The organism is Dactylosporangium sp. NPDC005555 (assembly GCF_040605635.1).
Classification (GTDB): Bacteria; Actinomycetota; Actinomycetes; order Mycobacteriales; family Micromonosporaceae; genus Dactylosporangium.
On record NZ_JBEXDG010000031.1, the window covers coordinates 13261 to 33821 of the forward strand.

Genomic DNA, 20561 nt, shown 5'->3' on the forward strand with positions numbered 1-20561 from the left:
CGGTCCGGCACCCCGCTGCACGGCCTGTGAGGGTCCCAGGCCCTCAGGAACGGTACCGCCACGGACCGCTGCCGCAGCGGTCGCACCGCATGTGCGTCACGCCGCCGGCGATGGTCCGGCCACGGGGTTGTCCGCCTCCGGTGCGGCGCCGGGTCGGTGGGTCGCGGCGGCCGTGACGAAGGCGACCAGGGCCGGGCCGAGCTCCGCCACCGGCAGGACCAGGCAGCCGGGGATCCGCTGCGCGGCGCCGCGCGGCATGCTGGGGAACAGCGCCTCCGCCGGGTCCTGCGCGAACGCCCCGCCGCCCAGAGCGGTGATCGCCGCCAGCCCGGCGGTGCCGTCGTGGCCGCTGCCGGACAGCACCACCCCGGCGGCCCGCGGACCCCACTGCAGGGCCGCCGAGCGGAAGAGCGGGTCGATCGCCGGGCGGAGCCCGTGCTCCAGCGCCCCCGGCGACAGGCGGACCAGACCGTCCTGGAGCAGCAGGTGCAGGTCGACGGGCGCCACGTGGACGTGACCGGCTCGCAGCGGGGTGCCGTCGTGCGGGTGGGTCGCGGGGAGCGCGCCCGCTCTGGACAGGATCTGCGGCAGGACGCTGATGCCCGTCCGCGGGATGTGCAGGGTCACGCAGACGGCGGCCGGAAAGCCCGCGGGAAACGCCGCGACCAGGGTCCGCAGCGCCTCGACGCCGCCGGCGGACGCGCCGATCACGACGACGGCCCTCGGTGCGGTCACCTCACCCTGTGCGGGCGTGCCCATGCCTCACAACGGTACGCCCGCAGCCCCGCCGACCGCCTGACCGTGAGCGCCGTCAGGGGCGCCCCTGATGTGGTCGCCGGGGGCGTGACCGTCGGCGGTCGCCTGGCCGGCGGTGGTGGACCGTCGGTGTCCGTCGTCGGCTGGGCGGTGGCCGTCGGGGGCAGCCTGGCCGTGGCCGGTGGTGGCCTGATCGGGACGGCCGGGGCGGCGCCGGAGCAGAGGCCTGCGGAGGCGCAGCGTGGCCCAGACGACCTTGCCGGGGGCGGCGGACCTGCTGCCCCAGCCGGCGGCGAGGGCCTCGACGAGCAGCAGCCCGCGGCCGCCGATGCTGATCTCCGCGCCGGGCTCCTGGCTGGGGAACCTCCGCGCCGGCGGGTAGGGGTTGCCGTCGCGCACCGACAGGTAGAGGAAGTACCGCCCCTGGACCAGGGCGAGCGCGACAGGTGCGCCGCCGTAGCGGACCGCGTTGCCGACCAGCTCGCTGGCCACGAGCTCGGCGTCGTCGACGACGTGCGGCAGCTCCCAGGTGGCGCAGGCGTCGCGCACCGTCCGGCGGGCGGCGGTGACCGCCTCCGAGCCCGGCGGCAGCGACAGGGCGAAGCGGTGCGGGGCGGGCAGGGACGCGGCGGCGAGCACCGCCGCCGGCGAGTCCGGGTAGACGGGCAGCAGCCGGCTGATCGAGACGCGGTGCAGCGCCGCGCGCAGCCCCGTGTCCGGCGCGGCCAGCAGCACCGCGCACCCCGGCCAGGTCACGGCCGTGCGGGCGAAGGCGGCGAAGACCGTCAGCAGCACGTCGTCCTCGACGGTGAGCGCGTCGAGGTCCACGACGATCGCCGCAGGCTGGTCGGCGAGGGTCTTGTGCAGTGCGGTGCGCACCTGCGCCACCCCGGCCAGGTCCAGCAGGCCGGTGAGGCGCAGCACCACCGCGGCGGTCGCGGGCTGCGCGGTCCAGGTCAGCACGGCCCGGCCGGGCAGCGCGTCGTGGTGGCACCCGCCCGATGACCGTGGCTCATTCCGTCAGCCTACGGCGGAGGAGGCTCAGTGTCTGTTGCAGCAGCCGGGCGACGTGCATCTGCGACAGCCCGACCTCGCGGGCGATCTCCGCCTGGGTCAGGTTGCCGTAGAAGCGCAGGCTGATGATCCGCTGCGCACGCTCCGACACCCCGGCCATGATCACCTCGATCGACCGGCGGTACTCCACCAGGCCGAACGCCGGGTCGTCACCGCCGACGACATCCATGAGCGTCGCGTTGTCATGATCGGAGCCGGGCCCCGGGGCGTTCAGCGACAGCGGCCGGTGCGCGGACGAGGCGCTGAGCATCTCCACGATCTCGTCCTCGCCGACGTCGAGGTGCCCCGCGACGTCGGCGGTCGTCGGCGACCGGCCCAGGCGCTGGGTGAGCAGTTCGTGGGCGTGCCCGGCGGCGAGCCGCAGCTCCTGGAGCCGGCGGGGCATCCGGATGCCGGCGCTCTGGTCGCGGAAGTACCGCCGCAGCTCGCCGAGGATGGTCGGCGTCGCGTACGCGCCGAACTCGACGCCGCGGGTGACGTCGAAGCCGTCGACGGCCTTGACCAGCGCCAGCGACGCGACCTGGGTGAGCTCCTCCTTGATCTCCCCGCGCCCGGCGTAGCGGCGGGCCAGGCGGTGCGCGGCCGGCAGGCACAGCTCGATGATCGTGTCGCGGACCCGGTCCCGGCCCGGCCCACCGGCGCGCATCGTGTGCAGCCGGTCGAGCAGGTCGTCGACCTGGGCGGGCCACTGGTCGTGACCGACGCGCATGCTGCCGAGGTCGACGACCTGCCGGTCGCGCTGCGACTGCGGCCAGCTGACCTGGTCGTAGGCGTGGAACTGCTTCGCGACGCCCGTGATCTCCAGCGCGGTGAGGACGGTGCCGGTCGCGCCCCACAGGCGCAGGTCGCCGCCGGCCTGCCCGGCCCGGTCGCGCAGCCACAGCAGGACCCTGATCGACGCCGCGTCGAGGATCCGCAGCCCGGACATCTCGACGGTGATCCGGCACCGCCCGGCGTCGAGCAGCCCGAACAGCACTTCCCGCAGGTGGCGCACGGTGGCATGGTCGAGCGCGCCGCTGACCTCCATGAGGTCCTCGTCCTGCCGGGAGGACAAGGTGATCGTCAGGTCCATCTGACTACTCCCTGTGGCGGCCTGATGGGCGGTCCCCGCCGCGCCGCTCACTCCCAGTTTCCTCCCGTTCCCGCCGGCCGTGGTGGGCCCTTCCGGCCGTTCGTGACGAGGTTGATGCCAAATCGGTGGTCGTCAGTCCCCCGCGGCGCCCTCGGGCAGCCGGGTACGGTCGGCGAAGGCCCTGGCCCGCCGGGCGTGAGCGAGTCGCCGCACCGACTGCTCCAGCAGCGTCTGGAGCCGGGTCTGGGCCGCTGCGACGTGCTGCTGCCGCCGCAGCAGCGTCTCCTGCGCCTGCCGCGACTGCAGCGCCGCCGTCCGGCTCGACTCGCGGGCCCGCACGGTCTCCCGCCGCGCCGCCGCCGTCATCCGCAGTCGGGCTCCCGCCAGTGTGTCGTCCCCCGGATCAGCCCCCGGGGCGTCGGCTCGTGGGGCGTCGGCTCGCGCTTCGACCCGTAGGGCGGCGGCTCGGGTGGCGGCCATCGTGACGGCACCGGTGTCGCTGCGTGCGCCGGTCGGGGAGTCGGGTCGATCCGCGGACATGAGGAGCATCCTCGCAGCTCGCGGGCCTTGGCACCGGCCCTTGCACGAGAGTGGGCACCGACGCGCCCGCGGCTCATGTCCGAACCGGAATCCATCGTACCGCCGGGGGGCCGCCAGGGATCGCGACGCCATCGCCGTCGATCACCGCGTTAATCGTAAGGATTGTTGACAGTTTACGTATCGACTCGTACCTTACCGATGGTCACGCCGACGAGAGGGGGAACTCGTGTCGGGAGCTTTGTCTTTTGGGCAGGAACGGCTCTGGTTCCTGGACCAGCTCGACCCCGGTGACGCCTCCTGGAACATCCCACTGGTCCTGCGGCTCACCGGCGACCTCGACGCGGGCAGGCTGCGCGCCGCCCTCGCCGGCCTCGCGGAGCGGCACGAGACGCTGCGCACCAGGTTCCCGGCCGTCGACGGCCGCCCGCACGCGACCGCCGGCCCGGCCCCGGTCCTGGACGAGGTGACCAGCACCGAGGAAGGTCTCGGCGCGCTGCTCGCCGGGCGCAGCAACGCCCCGTTCGACCTCGCCGAGGGCCCGCTGCTGCGCGCCACCCTGGTCACGGTCGGCGACGAACACGTCCTGAGCCTCGTCGTGCACCACATCGTCGCCGACGGCTGGTCACTCAACGTGCTGCGCGACGAGCTGGCCCGCCGCTACGCCGGCACCTTCGACGAGCCGCCGCTGCCGACCACGTACGCCGCCTACGCGCAGGCGCAACGCAACGCCGGCGCGGACCGACGTCACGTGCGTGCCGAGGAAGACGGCGACGGCGGTCATGGGAAACGCGAGGACACCACGTTCTGGCGGGACCAGCTCACCGGTGCCGCACCCCTGGAGCTGCAGCCGGACCTGCGCCGTCCCGCCTCGAAGACCTCCGACGGCGCCTTCCACACCCGCCGGATCGCCCTCGCCGCGGCCGTCGACGGTGTCGCCCGCGAGCAGCGGGTCAGCCAGTTCATGGTCCTCCTCGCCGCGTACCAGCTGCTGCTGCAACGGCACACGGGCCAGGACGACATCAGCGTCGGCGTGCCCGTCGCCGGCCGCGACGACCCCGACCTGGAGCCGCTCGTCGGCTACTTCTCCAACACCCTCGTGCTGCGCGCCGACCTGAGCGGCGGCACGTTCCGGGAGCTGCTGAAGGCCACCCGCCGCACCGCGCTCGGCGCCTTCTCCCACCAGGACCTGCCGTTCGAGCGGCTCCTCGACGAGCTGCACGTCGAGCGGGACCTGTCGCGCAACCCGCTCTTCCAGACCCTGCTCACCGTGCACAGCCAGGACGGCGACCGGCACGGCGTGCCGCACGCGTTCGGCCCGCTGACCGCGGTCGAGGTCGACGGCGGGCACAGCCGGACCAAGGTCGACGTCATGCTCGACGTCTGGCGCTCCGGCGACGACCTCGTCTGCGTCTTCGGCTACCGCAGCGACCTGTTCCGCCCCGGGACGGTCGAGGCGCTCGCCGAGCGCTTCGAGGTGCTGCTGCGGGCCGCGCTCGCCGCCCCCGACACGCCGCTGCGCGACCTGCCGGTCCTCACGGACGCGGACGTCGCCCTGCTCGCCGCGTGGAACACGACCGCCGGCCCGGCCGCCGGCACCCTCGACGCCGCCGGGAGCGTCTTCGACGAGCTGGCGGCGCGGGTGGTGGCGCACCCCGACCGGCCCGCCCTCGACGACCTGACCTACGGCGAGCTCTGGGAGCGGTCCGGCCGGCTCGCCGGCGCCCTGCTGGCGGACGCGCCGCGGATCGTCGGCGTGTGCCTGCCCCGCGGCCCGGAGGCCGTCGTCGCCATGCTCGCCGCGTGGCGGGCCGGCGCCGCCTACCTACCGCTCGACCCGGCGTACCCGGCGCCCCGGCTCGCGTTCATGGTCGCCGACAGCGGCGCCGGCGTCGTCGTCACCGACGGCGGGCACACCTTCGACGGCGTCCGCACGGTGCCGGTGACCGCGACCGGCGACGCGACCCCGGTGACCCCGGACGCCGAGGACGCCGCGTACGTCATCTACACGTCCGGCTCCACCGGCACGCCGAAGGGTGTGCTGGTGCCGCACCGCGCCCTGGCCGCCCGCGCCGCCTGGATGCGGGACGGCTACGGGATCACCGCCGCCGACACCGTCGCCCAGTTCGCGGCGCTGAGCTTCGACACGCACGCCGAGGAGCTGTGGCCGGCGCTGACCGCGGGCGGCACGGTCGTCTTCGCCGACGCCGACCTGCCCGGGTTCCTCGCCACCCCGGCCGGCGCCGCCGTCACCGTCCTGGACCTGCCGACGCCCTACTGGCACCGCCTCGTCGACGATCTCGGCGGGGTCCGCTGGCCCGCCGGGCTGCGCCTGGTCGTCCTCGGCGCCGACCAGGTCGAGGCGGCCGCGGTCGCGCAGTGGACGGCGGTCTTCGGCGACCGGGTCCGCCTGGTCAACTCCTACGGCCCGACCGAGACCACCATCATCGCCACCGTCGCCGACCTCACCGGCGACGGCTCCGGCGAGCGGCCGCCGATCGGGCGTCCACTGTGGAGCACCACGGTCGCCGTCACCGACCGGCACGGCCGCCCGGTGCCGCCCGGCGTCCCGGGGGAGCTGCGCATCGGCGGCGCCGGCGTCGCCCACGGCTACCTGGGCCGCCCCGGCCGCACCGCGGAGGCGTTCGAACCCGACCCCGGCGGTCCCGCCGGCGCGCGGCGGTACCGCAGCGGCGACCTCGTCCGATGGCGCCCCGACGGGCAGCTGGAGTTCCTCGGCCGCCTCGACGAGCAGGTGAAGGTCCGCGGCTACCGGATCGAGCCCGGCGAGGTCACCGCCGCGCTCCTCGCGCTTCCCGGCGTGGGCCAGGCCGCCGTCGTCGCCCGCACCGACGCGCTCATCGGCTACGTGGTGCCGCGGACCCTTGAGCCGTCGGTGCTCAAGCAGGCCCTCGCCGGGTCGCTGCCGGCGCACCTCGTCCCGACGGCGATCGTGGCGATCGAAGCGCTGCCGCTCACCGTCAACGGCAAGCTCGACCGGTCCGCCCTGCCCGACCCCGAGGTCCGCTCCGCGGCCGGCTACGTCGCGCCCCGCACCGACGCCGAGGACCTCGTCGCCGGCGTCTGGGCCGAGGTCCTCGGCGTGGAGAAGGTCGGCGCGCACGACGACTTCTTCGAGCTCGGCGGCCACTCGCTGCTCGCCACCCGCATGGTGGCCCGCATCAGGGCCGCCGTCGACCTGACGGTGCCGATCCGCACCCTGTTCACCCACCGCACGGTCGAAGGGTTCGCCGCGGCCGTCGAGGCGCTGCTCATCGCCGAGATCGAGGCGATGGACGAGGAAACGGCACACCACATGCTCACGGGGGACCAATGACCGGGCCGAAGCGAAGCGCCGGAGCCGGGCGTCATCAGCGCAGTTTCAGGTCAGGGCGGCGCCGTAGCGCAGCGAAGGTGACGTCATGACCGTCGACGACCTGTCCGCGACCAAGCGGGCGCTGCTCACCGCACGGCTCCGCAACAGACCCAAGGCCGCCGCCACCGTCCCGGTCCGCCCCGAAGGCACCGTCCCGCCGCTGTCGTTCGCTCAGGAACGACTCTGGTTCATGGAGCAGTTCGCGCCCGGGACCGCCGCCTACCACATCCCGGTCGCCCGCCGGCTGCGCGGCGCCCTCGACGAGGCCGCCCTCGCCCGCTCCCTCGACGACGTCGTCGCCCGGCACGAGTCGCTGCGCACCCGCTACCCGGTCACCGACGACGGCCGCCCCGTCCTCGAACTCGCCGCGCCGGGCAGCCCGGACGCCCAGGTCACCCTGACCGTGGTCGACGCCGCCGACAGCCACGCCGCGGAGCGGATCGTCGACGAGGCCGTCGGCCGGCTCTTCGACCTCGTCCACGGCCCGCTGCTGCACGCGCTCCTCGTCCGGCTGGCCGACGACGACCACGTGCTGCTCCTCGTCACCCACCACAGCATCAGCGACGGCTGGTCCAGCGAGGTGCTCGTCGGCGAGGTCCTCGCCGGCTACGACGCGCACGCCGCCGGGGTCCCGTCACCGGTCCAGCCGCTGCCCGTGCAGTACGGCGACTTCGCCGCCTGGCAACGGCGACGGCTCACCGGCGACGCCCTCGCCCGCGAGGTCGGCTACTGGCGCGCCGAGCTCGCCGGCGTCGAACCCCTCGCCCTGCCCACCGACCGGCCCCGCCCGAGGCAGCAGACGTTCGACGGCGCCGGCTACGGGTTCGACATCGACCGCGAGCTGCTCGACGGGCTCACCGGCCTGGCCCGTTCGCACGGCGCCACCGTCTACATGGTGCTCCTCGCGGCGTTCCAGGTCGTGCTGTCCCGGCACAGCGGCCAGCGGGACTTCGCCGTCGGATCACCGATCGCCGGGCGCCCCGAGCCGGAGCTCGAACGGCTCATCGGCATGTTCGTCAACGTCCTGGCGATGCGGGCCCGGCTCGACGGCGACCCGACGTTCACGGAGCTGATCGAGCGGACCCGCGAGACGTGCCTGTCCGCCTACGCGCACCAGGAGCTGCCGTTCGCGCAGCTGGTGTCGGAGCTCAACGTGCCCCGCGACGTCAGCCGCTCGCCGGTGTTCCAGGCCGTCCTCGCCGTGCAGAACTACGCGGCCGCCGGGGGACCCACCGGCCCGCTCGACGTGACGCCGTTCGGGCTGCGGGCCACCGGCACCCGCTTCGACCTCGAACTGTTCGTCATGGAGGACCCCACCGGGCTGCGCGGCGCCTTCAACTACAACGTCGACCTGTTCGACGAGGCGACGATCGCCCGCCTCGGCCGGCACCTCGACAAGCTCCTGCGCGCGGTCGTCGCCCGCCCGGACGCACCGGTGTCCACCGTGGACCTCCTCGAACCCGCCGAACGTGACCAGGTGCTGCACGGCTGGAACGACACCGCCACCGACTTCCCCGCCGACGCCACCCTGCCGGGGCTGATCGCCGCGCAGGCCGCCCGGACCCCCGACGCCGTCGCCGTGCGGTTCCAGGACAAGCGGCTCACCTACCGCGAGCTCGAGGCCGCCGCCGACCGCGTCGCCCGCCGGCTGCGCGTCGAGGGCGCCGGGCCCGGCACCCTTGTCGCGGTCAGCGCCGAACGCTCCACCGACCTCGTCGTCGGGCTGCTCGGCGTCCTCAAGTCCGGCGCCGCCTACGTGCCGCTCGACCCCGACTACCCCGCGGACCGGCTCGCGTTCATGCTCGCCGACGCCGCCGCACCGGTCCTGCTGACCCAGTCGCGGCTGCCGGTGCCGGACACGAGCGCCACCGTCGTCTTCCTCGACGACCCGTCGGCGTTCGCCCGGAAACTGCCGCCGGTGCCCGACCGTCCGGAGGCCGGCGACGTCGCGTACATGATCTACACGTCCGGCTCGACGGGAAAGCCCAAGGGCGTGCCGAACACGCACCGCGGCATCGTCAACCGCCTCGACTGGATGCAGCGCACGTACCGCCTCGACGGCACCGACGTCGTGCTGCAGAAGACCCCGGCCAGCTTCGACGTGTCGGTGTGGGAGTTCTTCTGGCCGCTCATCACCGGCGCCCGCCTCGTCCTGGCGAAGCCCGGCGGGCACAAGGACGCCGCGTACCTGCGCGACCTGATCGTCCGTGAGGGCGTCACCACCACGCACTTCGTGCCGTCGATGCTCGCCATGTTCCTCGCCGAGGACGGCGTCGCCGCCTGCACGAGCCTGCGCCGCGTCGTGTGCAGCGGCGAGGAGCTGCCCGTCGACGCCGTCCGCGCGTTCGCCGCCGCGCTGCCCGCGACCGCGCTGTGGAACCTCTACGGGCCGACCGAGGCCGCCGTCGACGTGTCCGCCTTCGAGTGCGCGGGCGACCTGGACACCGTGCCGATCGGCGCGCCCATCCAGAACATCCGCCTGTACGTCCTGGACCCCGCCGGCCAGCCGGTGCCGCCCGGCGTCCCGGGTGAGCTGCACATCGGCGGCGTCGGCCTGGCGCTGGGCTACCACGACCGGCCCGGGCTCACCGCGACCCGCTTCGTCCCGGACCCGTTCGGGCCGCCGGGGGGCCGCCTGTACCGCACCGGCGACCTCACCCGCTGGCGCACCGACGGCACGATCGAGTTCCTCGGCCGCATCGACCACCAGGTGAAGCTGCGCGGGCTGCGGATCGAGCTCGGCGAGATCGAGGCCGCGCTGCGCGCCCGGCCGGGCGTCACCGAGGCCGCCGTCACCGTCCGCGAGGACCGCCCCGGCGACAAGCGCCTCGTCGGCTACCTCGTCGGCGGCGGCGAACCCGACCCGGCGGCGCTGAAGGCGGCGCTGAAGAAGGCCCTGCCCGACTACATGGTGCCGTCGGCGTTCGTCGGGCTGGCGAAGCTCCCGCTCGGCCCCAGCGGCAAGCTCGACAGGCGGGCCCTGCCTGCACCCGTCGCGACCGCCGGCGGCGCCGGCTCGGCACCCCCGAGCACCCCGGCCGAGCTGGTCTTCGCCGCCATCTGGGCCGACGTCCTCGGCCTGCCGTCCGTCGGCATCGACGACGACTTCTTCGACCTCGGTGGGCACTCGCTGCTCGCCACCCAGGTCGTCGCCCGCGCCCGCAAGCAGCTCGACGGGATCGGCCAGCCGGTCAGCGTCATGGACGTGTTCACCCTCAAGACCATCCGCGAGCTCGCCGCGTTCGCGTCGACGTCGGAGGAGGACCGCGGGCCGCGGCAGCTGCTGCACCGGCTCACCAAGGCGTCGGAGGCGCCCGGGCTCTCGCTGGTCTGCGTCCCGTACGGCGGCGGCAGCGCGGTGGTCTACCAGCCCCTCGCCGACGCGCTCCCCACCGGCCACGCGCTGTGGTCCGTGGCGATCCCCGGCCACGACGTCGGCCTCACCGAGGAACGGCTGCCGTTCGAGGAACTCGCCGACCGCGTCGCCGCCGAGATCCAGGACCGCGTCAGCGGCCCCATTGCCCTCTACGGGCACTGCGGCGTCGGCAGCGCCCTCATCGTGGCCGTCGCCCACCGCCTCGAGGACGCCGGCCGGGACCTCGAAGCCGTCTACATCGGCGCCCAGTTCCCGTTCGCCCGCCCCCGCAGCAGGGTGCTGAGCGCCCTGAGCCGGTTCGCGGCCCTCGAGCCGCTGCTCGGCAACCGCGTCTACGAGAACTGGCTCACGTCGATGGGCGCCGACGTCGCCGACCTCGACGACACCCAGAAACAGTTCATCATCGGCAACATGCGCCGCGACTCCGTCGCCGCCGAGGAGTACTTCACCGCCACCCTCGACGGCGGCGCCGGTGCGAAGGCAGGGCGGCTGCGCGCCCCGATCGTCTCCGTCATGGGCACCCGCGACCCCGCCGCCGACTTCTACCAGGAGCGGTACAAGGAATGGCTCCTCGTCTCCGACCGGGTCGCCCTCGTCCTGCTCGACGAGGCCGGGCACTTCTTCCTCAAGTACCGCGCCAAGGAGCTCGCGGACATCGTCAGCCGGGCCCACCCGACGCTCGCCCCCGGCGGGCCCTCCCCCGAGGAGGCGCTGCCGTCGACGGCGGGGGAGACGTCGTGGTGGCTGCACGGGACCGGCGCCGCCGCGCCCGCCACCGCCGACCCGGCCGAGGCGGAGCCGATCGCGCAGCCGGGCATGGCGCGGTTCCTCATCGTCGCGCTCAGCCAGCTCGTGTCGATCACTGGCTCCGCGCTGACCGAGTTCGCCCTCCCGATCTGGATCTACCTCGAAACCGGGTCCGTCGCCAGGTACGCGCTGTACGCCGTCATCGGCATGCTCCCCGGCATCCTCGCCGGGCCCGTCGCCGGCGCCATCGTCGACCGCTTCGACCGGCGCAAGGTGATGCTCGCCGGTGACGTCGCCGCCGGCGCCACCCAGGCGGCGCTGCTCGCCCTGCTGCTCAGCGGCGCCCTCGTGCCGTGGCACATCTATCCGCTGCTCGCCGCGCTGTCGATCGCGCTGACGTTCCAGCGGCTCGCGTACGCCTCGGCCGTGCCGCAACTGGTGCCGAAGCAGTACCTCGGCCACGCCAACGGCATCGTCCAGCTCGCCGGCGGCGTCAGCGCGTTCGTCGTGCCGCTCATCGCCGTCGGGCTCATGGCCGGCATCGGCCTCAAGGGCATCCTCATCCTCGACGTGGCCAGCTACACCGTCGCGATCGCGGTCCTCGCCGTCGTGAAGTTCCCGCGGACCCTGCCGTGGCGGCGGCGCGAGACGCTCCTGCAGGAGATCAGGCACGGCTTCGCCTACTCGTGGCACCACCGCGGCTTCCGGGCGATGCTGCTGTGGTTCGCCGGGCTCAACGTCTTTCTCGCCCCGCTGTTCCTGCTCATGACCCCGCTCGTGCTGTCCTTCGCCGACCTCGGCACCGCCGCGCGGGTCGCCATGTGCGGCGGCGCCGGCGTCATCGTCGGCGGCGTCGCGATGGGCTTCTGGGGCGGGCCGCGCCGGCAGCGGCTGCGCGGCATGCTCGGCCTCGCCGCGCTCCTCGCCGCCGCCGCGGTCCTCGGCGGCACCCACCCCAGCGTGTGGGTCGTCGGCGCGTGCGCGTTCGGCCTGTCGGCGGCCCTGTCGCTGGTCAACGGCGTCTACACCACGATCGTGCAGGTGAAGGTGCCGCAGCGGTACCACGGCCGGGTCTTCGCCCTGAACACCATGGTCGCCTGGTCGACGCTGCCGATCGGGCACGGCATCGTCGCGCCGCTCGGCACCAGGTTCTTCGAGCCGCTCCTGGCCCCCGGTGGCGCGCTCGCCGGGACCGTCGGCGCCGTCATCGGCACCGGGCCGGGCCGCGGGATCGCGCTCATGTACATCGTGTTCGGCCTCGCCATGGCCGGCATGGTCGCGATCGGTCTGCGGATCCCGGTGCTGCGGCGCTTCGACCGGGACGTGCCCGACGCCCTGCCCGACGACCTCGTCGGCATCCAGGAGCTCCGCGGCCGGGTCCGCGCCGGCGACGAACCCACCGGCGGCTCCGGCGGCTCCGGTGGTTCCGGGGGCTCCGGTGGCGAGGACGTGCGGCCGCTGGAGCCGGTCCGATGACCACGACCCCGGCCGCCGCGTCACGGTCCACCGCGTCGCCGTCCGTTCCGGCGCCTCGCGCGGCGGGGCCGGGGCGGCCCGCGGTGCCGGCGACGCTGGTGGAGCTCCTCGCACACCGGGCCGCGAGCGAACCGGACCGGGTCGCGCTCGTCGCCGGGGACGACGAGGTCACGTTCGGCGCGTGGCACGCCCGCGCCGAGGCCGTCGCCGCCGGGCTCCGCGCCCTGGGACTCGCGCCCGGCGACCGGGTGGCGCTGCACTACGGCACCGCGGGCTGGAACGACTACGCCGTCGCGTTCGCCGGGGTCGTGCGCGCCGGGCTCGTCGCCGTGCCGATATCGGACCGGCTCGCCCCGGCCGAGGTCCGCCACGTGCTCACCCACAGCGGCGCCACCGCGGTCCTGCACCCCGCCGGACGCCCGGACCTCGACGGCGTCCGGTCCTCGACCCTCGCCGAGGTCGAGAGGACCGGCGGCCCGGCCCCCGAGCCGCCGGCGCCGCGGGACCTGGCGCAGATCCTCTACACGTCCGGCACCACCGGCGTCCCCAAGGGCGTCGGCGCGACCCACGCCAACCTCGCCCACGGCTGCACCCTCGACCCGCGCCGCCGCCCGCTCGCGCACTCCACGCACTTCGTGCACGCGTTCCCGGTCGGCAGCAACGCCGGGCAGACGATGCTCGTCAACGCGTTCAACGCCCGCGCCGCCGCGCTCACCCTCGGCGCGTTCACCCCCGGCCGCTTCGCCAGACTCGTCGAACGGCACGCCGCCGGCACCGTCTTCCTCGTCCCCGCGATGGCCATCGAGCTGCTGCACGCGAAGGTGCACACCACCCACGACCTGTCGGGCGTGCGGCTCATCGGCTCCACCGCCGCCGCCCTGCCGCCGTCGGTCGCGCTGCAGCTCACCGAGGCGTTCCCGGAAGCGACGGTCGTCAACTACTACACGTCGACGGAGGCCGCCCCGGCGCAGACGTCGATGGTGTTCGACCCCGAACGACCCGCGGCGCTCGGCCGCCCCACCGTCGCCGCGGACCTGATGATCGCCGGGCCCGACGGGCGGCCGCTGCCCGCCGGCGAGACCGGCGACGTGTGGCTGCGCTCGCCGACGGCGGCCCGCTCGTACTACCGCGACGGTGACGCGTCCGCCGAGGTGTTCCGCGGCCGGTGGGTGCGGATGGGCGACGTCGGCCGGCTCGACGACGACGGCTACCTGTTCCTCGTCGACCGCGACCGCGACGTCATCAAGTCCGGCGCGCACAAGGTGTCGACGCTGCAGATCGAGCACGCCCTGCACGAGCACCCCGACGTGCGGGAGGCCGCCGCGTTCGGCGTCCCGCACCCCGTCCTCGGCGCCGCCGTCGCCGCGGCCGTCGTCACCGACGCCCCCCTCACCGCGCAGCGGCTGCGCGCGTTCCTCCTCGAACGGCTCGCCGGGCACGAGATCCCCGGCCGGATGCTGTTCCTGGACCGGCTGCCCCGCAACGAGAACGGCAAGATCCTCAAACGTGAGCTGCGCCAGCTCCTCGACGACGACAGGCCGGGCCGATGACCACCGTGACCGCCGCAGACCCGTTGACGCCCGCCCAGCACGGTGTCTGGATCACCGAACAGGCCCTGCCGGCCGGGGCCGCCTACCACCTCGCGGTGACCGTGCGCTTCACCGGCGTCCTCGACGTCGAGCGGCTCGGCGCCGCCGTCGCCGCCGTCGTCGCCCGGCACCCGGTCCTGGCCGCCGCCGTCGACGACGACCTCCTGTCGCTGGTGCCCGCCGCCGACCCGGTCGTCCTCGCCGTCCGGCCGGGCGACGGGACGGAGGTCGCGGCCCTCGTCGCGGCGCCGTTCGACCTGCGCCGCGGCCCCCTCGCCAGGTTCACGCTGCTGCACACGGGACCGGGCGGGCACCTCCTGTGCGTCGTCGTGCACCACCTCGTCTTCGACGGCGTGTCCAAGCAGGTCCTCGTCGCCGACCTCGCCGCGGCGTACAACGGCGACCCACCGGCCACAGTGGACAGGCCGGTGGAGGAGTCCACCGTGGACGTCGCCGGGGCCGCCGGATACTGGGCCACGCGATGGCAGGAGCCGCCCGCGCCGCAGCTGCCCGGCCTGCGGCACACCCCGCCCGGCACCGCGGCCGTCGCGGTGCCGTTCACCGTCGGCACCGCCGCCCTCGCCGAGACGGCCGCCGCGCTCGGCGTCACCCGCTTCGAGCTGCTGCTCGCCGCCTGGCACGCGCTGCTGCGCCGGTACGGCAACGACACCGTCACCACCGCCGTCGAGCTGTCCACAGCGGACCGGGCCGCGCCCCGGATCGGGTTGCACGTCAACGAGCTGCCCGTGACCACCGCGCCGGCGGCCGCGCAGCCGTTCGCCGAGTTCGCCCGCGCGCTGCGCGCACAGCTGCGCGAGATCTACGCGCACCGGGCCGTCCCGCTCAGCCACGCCGTCCGGCTCACGCCCCGGGCGTCGCTCGCGCCGCTGACCGTCAGCTACCGGCGGCGCGCCGACCCGCCCGCGTTCGCCGGGGTGGACAGCACCGTCGACTGGCTGGTGTTCCCCGGCGCCGTCCGGGGCACCGCCAACCTCCAGCTCGTCGAGGGGCCGTCGGCCGTCGAGGGCAGCCTGCACCTGGTCGCCGGATCGTTCGAGGCCGGACAGGTCGCCGCGCAGTACCAGGCGCTGCTCGCCGCCGCGCTCGCCGCCCCGGACACGCGCATCGGCGACCTGCCCGTGCCGTCCACGGCGTGCACCGCCGCGGTCGGTGCCGGGCCGCGGGACACCGTCGTCGACCGGTTCCTCGCTCGTACCGCCGCCGACGCCGGCGCCGACGCGGTCGTCTGCGGGGACCGGCGGATCAGCTACGGCCAGCTCCGCGCCGCCGCCGGTGGGCTCGCCGGACGGCTGCGGGCGCGGGGGATCGGGCCGGGGTCCCTCGTCGGGATCGCCGTGCCGCGGACCGCGGAGCTGCTCGTCGCGGTGCTCGGCGTCCTGGAGACGGGCGCGGCGTATCTGCCGCTCGACCCGTCCTACCCGGCGGAGCGCATCGCCTTCATCCGCGACGACGCCGGCGCCGCCCTGGTCCTCACCGCCGCGGACGCACCCGTCGGCGAGGTGCCCTTCGAAGCCGGCGGCAGGCCGGACGTCGACGACGTCGCCTACGTCATCTACACCTCCGGCTCGACCGGCCGGCCGAAGGGCGTCGCCGTCCCGCACGGGGCGCTGAGCAACCTCGTCGACTCGATGCGCGACCACCTCGGCTGCACGGCCGGCGACACCTGGCTCGGCCTGACGTCGCTGTCGTTCGACATCTCCACCGTCGAGCTGCTGCTGCCCCTCACCCTCGGCGCCCGCGTCGTGCTCGTCCCGCCGGACGGGCACCGCGACGCCGCCGGCCAGCTGCGGCTCATCGACCGGCACGCCGTCACGCACGTGCAGGCCACCCCGTCCGGCTGGCGGCTGCTCCTGGAGGCCGGCCTCACCCGCGGCGACCTGGTCGCCGTCACCGGCGGCGAGGCGCTGCCCGCCGACCTCGCCGAGCAGCTCGCCCCGCTCGTCGGGCGCCTGGTCAACGCGTACGGGCCGACCGAGACGACCGTCTGGTCCGCGCTCGCCGACATCGCGCCCGGCGCCCCCGTCACCATCGGCGGACCGGTCGCCAACACCACCCTGCACGTCCTCGACGACGCGCTGCGGCCCGTCCCCGACGGCATCGCGGGGGAGCTGTGGATCGGTGGCCTCGGCGTCGCCCACGGCTACCGCGGCCGTGGCGGGCTCACCGCCGACCGCTTCCGCCCCGACCCGTCCGGCGCTCCCGGCACCCGCATCTACGGCACCGGCGACCGGGTCCGGCGCGGGCCCGGCGGCCTCGAGTTCCTCGGCCGGGCCGACAACCAGGTGAAGCTGCGCGGCCACCGGATCGAACCCGGCGAGATCGAGGCCCGGCTCGCCGCCCACCCGGCGGTGGCGCAGGCCGCCGTCACCCTCGCCGACCCGCACGGCCCCCGCGCCCGGCTCGTCGCCTACGTCGTGCCCACGCCCGGCGCACCGGTCGACGCGGCCGCGCTGCGCGACCACGTGGCGCACACGCTGCCCGGCTACATGGTGCCGGCCGCCGTCGTCGCCCTCGACAGCTTCCCGCTCACACCGAACGGCAAGCTCGACCGGGCCGCGCTGCCCGCACCCAACGAAGTCCCCGCCGCCGCGGCTGTCCCCGTCGCCGCCGGTACCGGCGACGACACCACCGCGACCGTGACCGCCATCTGGCAGGAGGTGCTGCGCATCGACGACATCGGCCCCGACGAGGACCTGTTCGATCTCGGCGGGCACTCCCTCACCATCACCCAGATCGCGGTCCGCATCCGCAAGCGCCTCGGCGTCGACGTGCCGCTCGACGTCTTCTTCGACACCCCCACGATCGACGGCGTCGCCGCCGCGATCGCCGACCTGCGGGAGGCCAGATGAGCACGCCGGACACGTTCGCCGTCGTCGTCAACGACGAGGAGCAGCACTCGCTGTGGAGCGCGGCCGAGGAGCCGCCCGCCGGCTGGCGGCGCACCGGGTTCACCGGCGGCAAGGACGAATGCGTCGCCCACATCGACGAGGTGTGGACCGACATCCGCCCGCTGAGCCTGCGCCAGCGGCTGGCCGCGCGATGAGCCCGGCCGATCTGCGCGACCGGGTCGCGACGATCCTCAGCTCCGCCACCGACGGCGAGGTCACCACCGGGGAGATCCTCGGCGGCGGCTCCCTGGCCGCGCTCGGCGTCGGCTCCCTGGCGGTGCTGCGGCTCGTCGACGCCCTCGACGACGAGCTCGGCGTCCAGCTCGACCTGGACGCGCCCGGCACCTTCGACGACTTCGACGACCTGGTCCGCACCGTTGCGGAGCGGGCGGTCCGCGATGACTGAGGTCGTGACCGAGGTCCGGGTGCCGTTCACCGGTGACCGTGCCGGGACGGGCCCGCTGACGTGGGGGCAACGGGCGATCTGGCACGCGATCGGCCGTACGGTCCCCAACGACCACTACTTCAACCTGGACCGGATCGTCGACCTGGCCCCGCGGACCGTGCCGGTCGACGCGGCCCTGGCCGCCCTGGCCGCGCTCGTCGCCCGGCACGAGGCGCTGCGCACCAGGCTCGGTCCTGACGGTGGCCAGGTGCTCGTCGAGGACGGGGTCCTCGACGTGCGGGTCGTCGACGGCGGGGACGACCCGGCCGCCGCCGCGGCCCGCGCCCGGGACCTCCTCGCCGGGACCGCCTTCGACTACCGCGAGGAGTGGCCGCTGCGGGCCGCGCTCGTCACCCGCGACGGCGCCGTCAGCCACCTGGTCCTCGTGCTGTGCCACCTCGCCACCGACGGGCACGGCGCCGAGGTCCTCGCCCGCGACCTGCGGCTGCTCGCGCTGCGCGGCAACCGCGGCCTCCGCCCGCCGCAGACCGGCCCGCTCGACCTCGCCGCCGAGCAGCAGTCCCCGGAAGGGCACCGGCGCGGCACCGCCGCCCTGTCGTACTGGGCCGAACAGTTCGCCCGCATCCCCGCCACCATGTTCGGCGCCGAGGTCGCGCCGCCGCGGGCACCCCGCTACTGGACCGGGCGGATCGTCTCCACCGCGCTCGGCGGTGCCGTCGACGCCCTCGCCGCCCAGCACGGCGTCAGCGGCTCCACGGTCCTGCTCACCGCCGCCGGTGCGCTCGCCGCGGCCGCCGGTGGGCACGCGACGACCGCCGTCATGCCGATCGTCGGCAACCGCTTCACCACCGGGCACCGCGACCTCGTCAGCACCCTGTCGCAGGACGGCCTGTTCGTCCTCGACGTCGACCGGCCCACGTTCGGCGCGCTGCTGCGCCCCGGCTGGCAGGCGGCGCTGCGCGGCTACCGGGCCGCCGCCTACGACCCGGCCGGCTGGGACGCGATGCTCGCCGACGCGGCCGCCGCCCGCGGGCAGGAGGTCCACCCGTACTGCTGCTTCAACGACATGCGCCTGATCGAAGGCCGCCCGGTGCGGCCCGCGACGCAACTGCGGGCGCTGTGCCGCGACACCCGCTTCGACTTCCCCGCCACCCAGGAACGCGTCGCGTGCCGGTACTGCCTGCACGTCACCGTCGAAGGGCAGGCGCTCGTCGTGACGCTCACCGCCGACACCGCCTACCTGCCGCCGGCCGCCATCGAGGGACAGCTGCGGGCGATCGAGGAGCTGCTGGTGCGCGCCGCGGGGGAGGACGTGCCGATGTCCACGCTGACCGGGCTGCTGTGACTGCCCGGGCGTACAGCCGGGCCACCTCCTGCGTGGCCGGGACCCCGCTCCCGTTCGTGGTCACCGGTGCCGCGACGGTGGTCGTCACCGACGCGATCACCGGGCTCGTCATGTGCCGGGACACAGTGGACGGTCCGACGTGGACACTGCCGGTCCCCGGGTCGTGGCCGTCGTCGCTGTACCGCGCGACGTTCGCCGCCCCCGGTGCCCGGCCGGACATCGACGGCGCCGGCGACGACGAGGCCTGGTTCGTGGTCCGGCCGGCCGTCGCACGGGCGCCGATCCTGGTGTCGGTGCCGTTCTCGACGTGGCAGGCGTACAACCGCGCCGGCGTGCCCGGTGAAGGCCTGTATTACGCGGAGGAGCCCACCCGGGCCGCCGCCGTCACCTTCGACCGTCCCGGTGGCGGCCCACCGCCGCAGCGGTGGGAGGAGCCGCTGCTGCACTGGCTGCGGGCCGCGCGGTACCCGGTCGAGTTCTGCTCCAACCTCGACCTGCACCTCGACCCCGGGATCCTCGACGGGCACCGGATGCTCATCGTGTGCGCCCACGACGAGTACTGGACGTGGGAGCAGCGCGACGCCGTCGAGGGCTTCGTGCGCCGCGGCGGCAACCTCGCCGTCTTCGGCGCCAACACCGCCTGGTGGCAGATGCGGCTGGAGGACGGCGGCCGCACCATGGTCTGCCACCGCGACGCCACCACGGATCCCATGTCCACAGTGGACCCGGGACGGGTCACGGTGGAATGGTCCAGCGCCCCGGTCGACCGGCCCGAGAACGCGATGACCGGCGTCAGCTTCCGCCGCGGCGCCGGCGCCTGGGGCGACGGGATGGCCGTCATCGGCCGGGAGGCGTTCACCGCCCGCTTCGCCGACCACTGGGTCTTCGACGGCACCGGGCTCAGCGACGGCGACAAGTTCGGCCAGGGCACCCTCGGGTACGAGACCGACGCCGCCGACATCGTCGAGGTCGACGGCGTCCCGCGCGCCACGGGCCGCGACGGCACCCCGCCGTCGTTCGCCGTGCTCGCCACCGCGGACCTGCGGCACTGGCGCCGCTACGGCCAGGGCGGCGCCGCCACGATGGGCGTCTTCGACCTCGGCGCCGGCACGGTCTTCACCGCGGCGACCGTCAACTGGGGCAAGGGCCTGCACGACCCCGTCGTCGACCGCATCACCCGCAACGTCCTGGACCGCTTCTGCGCACCCGCGCCCGCGACCGGCTGGACCGTCATCGGCCCACCGGCGGACCTGCACGCCCTCACCGCGTGCGACGGCGCCCTCTACGCCGTCGCCGTCGACGGCGGCCTGCTGACCCGTGAGGCGTGCGCCCAGAACCTCCCGTGGCGCCGCATCGGCGACACCCCGGGCGCGCTGTGCCTCGCCTCTCCGCGCGAGGCCGCCGGCACGATGCGGCAGGGCCTGTGGGCGATCACCGGGGCGGGCCGCCTCACCTACCGCGACCCGGCCGCCGACGCCACCCTGTGGACCGACATGACCGCGGCCCCGCCGGGCGCCCGCTGCCTCGCCCTGTGCGACGCCGGCCTGTTCGCCGCCGCGGATGACGACACCCTGTGGTACCTGCCCGCGCTGGAGCTCGGCACCGGCGACTGGCGCCCGGCCGGCCCCGCCGGCGGCACCGTCGCCCTCGCCACGCTCGGCGGCCGCCTGTACGGCATCACCGCCGCCGGCCGCGTCGTCAGCCGCCCACCCGTGCCCCGCCCGCACCCCTTCACCGACGTGTGCGACGCCGCCGCCGGCCGTGCCCTCGCCGCCCACGCCGGTCGCCTCGTCGCCGCCGGCCCGGGCACCCTCCTGCGCCACCGCGTGCCGCCCCTGAGCTGACCTGAGCTGGCCTGAGCTGGCCTGAGCTGGCCTGAGCTGACCACGGGGGCCGAC

At 75.2% G+C, this 20561-nt stretch carries 12 protein-coding genes; 8 read left to right on the forward strand and 4 right to left on the reverse strand.

The genetic code is table 11. The features are described 5' to 3' along the window. Nucleotides 1-96 precede the first annotated feature (96 nt). The 4 genes from ABZS58_RS30130 to ABZS58_RS30145 all read right to left on the reverse strand — a co-directional run bounded on the left by ABZS58_RS30130 (nt 97) and on the right by ABZS58_RS30145 (nt 3442). The gene (locus ABZS58_RS30130) at nt 97-759 is read right to left on the reverse strand and encodes a chemotaxis protein CheB (RefSeq protein ID WP_354786601.1); all 663 of its coding nucleotides are present in this window, start codon (nt 757-759) and stop codon (nt 97-99) included. Nucleotides 760-762: 3 nt separating this feature from the next. Continuing rightward, nucleotides 763-1719 (reverse strand): ATP-binding protein, encoded by a 957-nt coding sequence (locus ABZS58_RS30135; protein ID WP_354786602.1) that lies wholly within the window; start codon nt 1717-1719, stop codon nt 763-765. A gap of 49 nt (nt 1720-1768) precedes the next feature. After that, nucleotides 1769-2902: a SigB/SigF/SigG family RNA polymerase sigma factor gene (locus ABZS58_RS30140; protein ID WP_354786603.1), complete on the reverse strand. Its 1134-nt coding sequence runs from the start codon at nt 2900-2902 to the stop codon at nt 1769-1771. 132 nt (nt 2903-3034) lie between these two features. Next, nucleotides 3035-3442 carry a hypothetical protein gene (locus ABZS58_RS30145; protein WP_354786604.1) on the reverse strand — a complete coding sequence of 136 codons (408 nt, stop codon included), beginning with the start codon at nt 3440-3442 and terminating at the stop codon, nt 3035-3037. 238 nt (nt 3443-3680) lie between these two features. Between ABZS58_RS30145 and ABZS58_RS30150 the strand changes: the two genes are divergently transcribed. From ABZS58_RS30150 to ABZS58_RS30185, 8 genes are all read left to right on the forward strand, one after another. Then, nucleotides 3681-6776, forward strand: a complete 3096-nt coding sequence (locus ABZS58_RS30150; RefSeq protein WP_354786605.1) for an amino acid adenylation domain-containing protein — start codon at nt 3681-3683, stop codon at nt 6774-6776. Between the two features lie 85 nt (nt 6777-6861). Further along, nucleotides 6862-12414, forward strand: a complete 5553-nt coding sequence (locus tag ABZS58_RS30155) for an amino acid adenylation domain-containing protein (RefSeq protein WP_354786606.1) — start codon at nt 6862-6864, stop codon at nt 12412-12414. Next, entirely contained in the window at nt 12411-13964 is a 1554-nt protein-coding gene (locus ABZS58_RS30160; protein ID WP_354786607.1) for an AMP-binding protein, read from the forward strand. Before ABZS58_RS30155 ends, ABZS58_RS30160 begins: the two co-directional genes overlap by 4 nt. Then, nucleotides 13961-16873: an amino acid adenylation domain-containing protein gene (locus tag ABZS58_RS30165; protein WP_354786608.1), complete on the forward strand. Its 2913-nt coding sequence runs from the start codon at nt 13961-13963 to the stop codon at nt 16871-16873. The genes ABZS58_RS30160 and ABZS58_RS30165 overlap by 4 nt, the downstream gene beginning before the upstream one ends. Continuing rightward, nucleotides 16870-17067, forward strand: a complete 198-nt coding sequence (locus tag ABZS58_RS30170) for an MbtH family NRPS accessory protein (protein ID WP_354786609.1) — start codon at nt 16870-16872, stop codon at nt 17065-17067. The genes ABZS58_RS30165 and ABZS58_RS30170 overlap by 4 nt, the downstream gene beginning before the upstream one ends. Then, nucleotides 17064-17318 (forward strand): hypothetical protein, encoded by a 255-nt coding sequence (locus tag ABZS58_RS30175; protein ID WP_354786610.1) that lies wholly within the window; start codon nt 17064-17066, stop codon nt 17316-17318. The genes ABZS58_RS30170 and ABZS58_RS30175 overlap by 4 nt, the downstream gene beginning before the upstream one ends. Continuing rightward, on the forward strand, nt 17311-18663 hold the full coding sequence (locus ABZS58_RS30180; protein ID WP_354786611.1) for a condensation domain-containing protein: 1353 nt from the start codon (nt 17311-17313) through the stop codon (nt 18661-18663). Before ABZS58_RS30175 ends, ABZS58_RS30180 begins: the two co-directional genes overlap by 8 nt. Continuing rightward, nucleotides 18660-20507 carry a N,N-dimethylformamidase beta subunit family domain-containing protein gene (locus tag ABZS58_RS30185; protein WP_354786612.1) on the forward strand — a complete coding sequence of 616 codons (1848 nt, stop codon included), beginning with the start codon at nt 18660-18662 and terminating at the stop codon, nt 20505-20507. The genes ABZS58_RS30180 and ABZS58_RS30185 overlap by 4 nt, the downstream gene beginning before the upstream one ends. The last annotated feature ends 54 nt before the right edge of the window (nt 20508-20561 follow it).

Excerpts from the sequence above, each read along its gene's own strand:
- ABZS58_RS30160 (WP_354786607.1), top strand. The coding sequence starts at position 12,411 with ATGACCACGACCCCGGCCGCCGCGTCACGGTCCACCGCGTCGCCGTCC.
- ABZS58_RS30170 (WP_354786609.1), top strand. The coding sequence starts at position 16,870 with ATGAGCACGCCGGACACGTTCGCCGTCGTCGTCAACGACGAGGAGCAG.
- ABZS58_RS30140 (WP_354786603.1), bottom strand. The coding sequence starts at position 2,902 with ATGGACCTGACGATCACCTTGTCCTCCCGGCAGGACGAGGACCTCATG.
- ABZS58_RS30145 (WP_354786604.1), bottom strand. The coding sequence starts at position 3,442 with ATGTCCGCGGATCGACCCGACTCCCCGACCGGCGCACGCAGCGACACC.
- ABZS58_RS30165 (WP_354786608.1), top strand. The coding sequence starts at position 13,961 with ATGACCACCGTGACCGCCGCAGACCCGTTGACGCCCGCCCAGCACGGT.
- ABZS58_RS30130 (WP_354786601.1), bottom strand. The coding sequence starts at position 759 with ATGGGCACGCCCGCACAGGGTGAGGTGACCGCACCGAGGGCCGTCGTC.
- ABZS58_RS30175 (WP_354786610.1), top strand. The coding sequence starts at position 17,064 with ATGAGCCCGGCCGATCTGCGCGACCGGGTCGCGACGATCCTCAGCTCC.
- ABZS58_RS30180 (WP_354786611.1), top strand. The coding sequence starts at position 17,311 with ATGACTGAGGTCGTGACCGAGGTCCGGGTGCCGTTCACCGGTGACCGT.
- ABZS58_RS30155 (WP_354786606.1), top strand. The coding sequence starts at position 6,862 with ATGACCGTCGACGACCTGTCCGCGACCAAGCGGGCGCTGCTCACCGCA.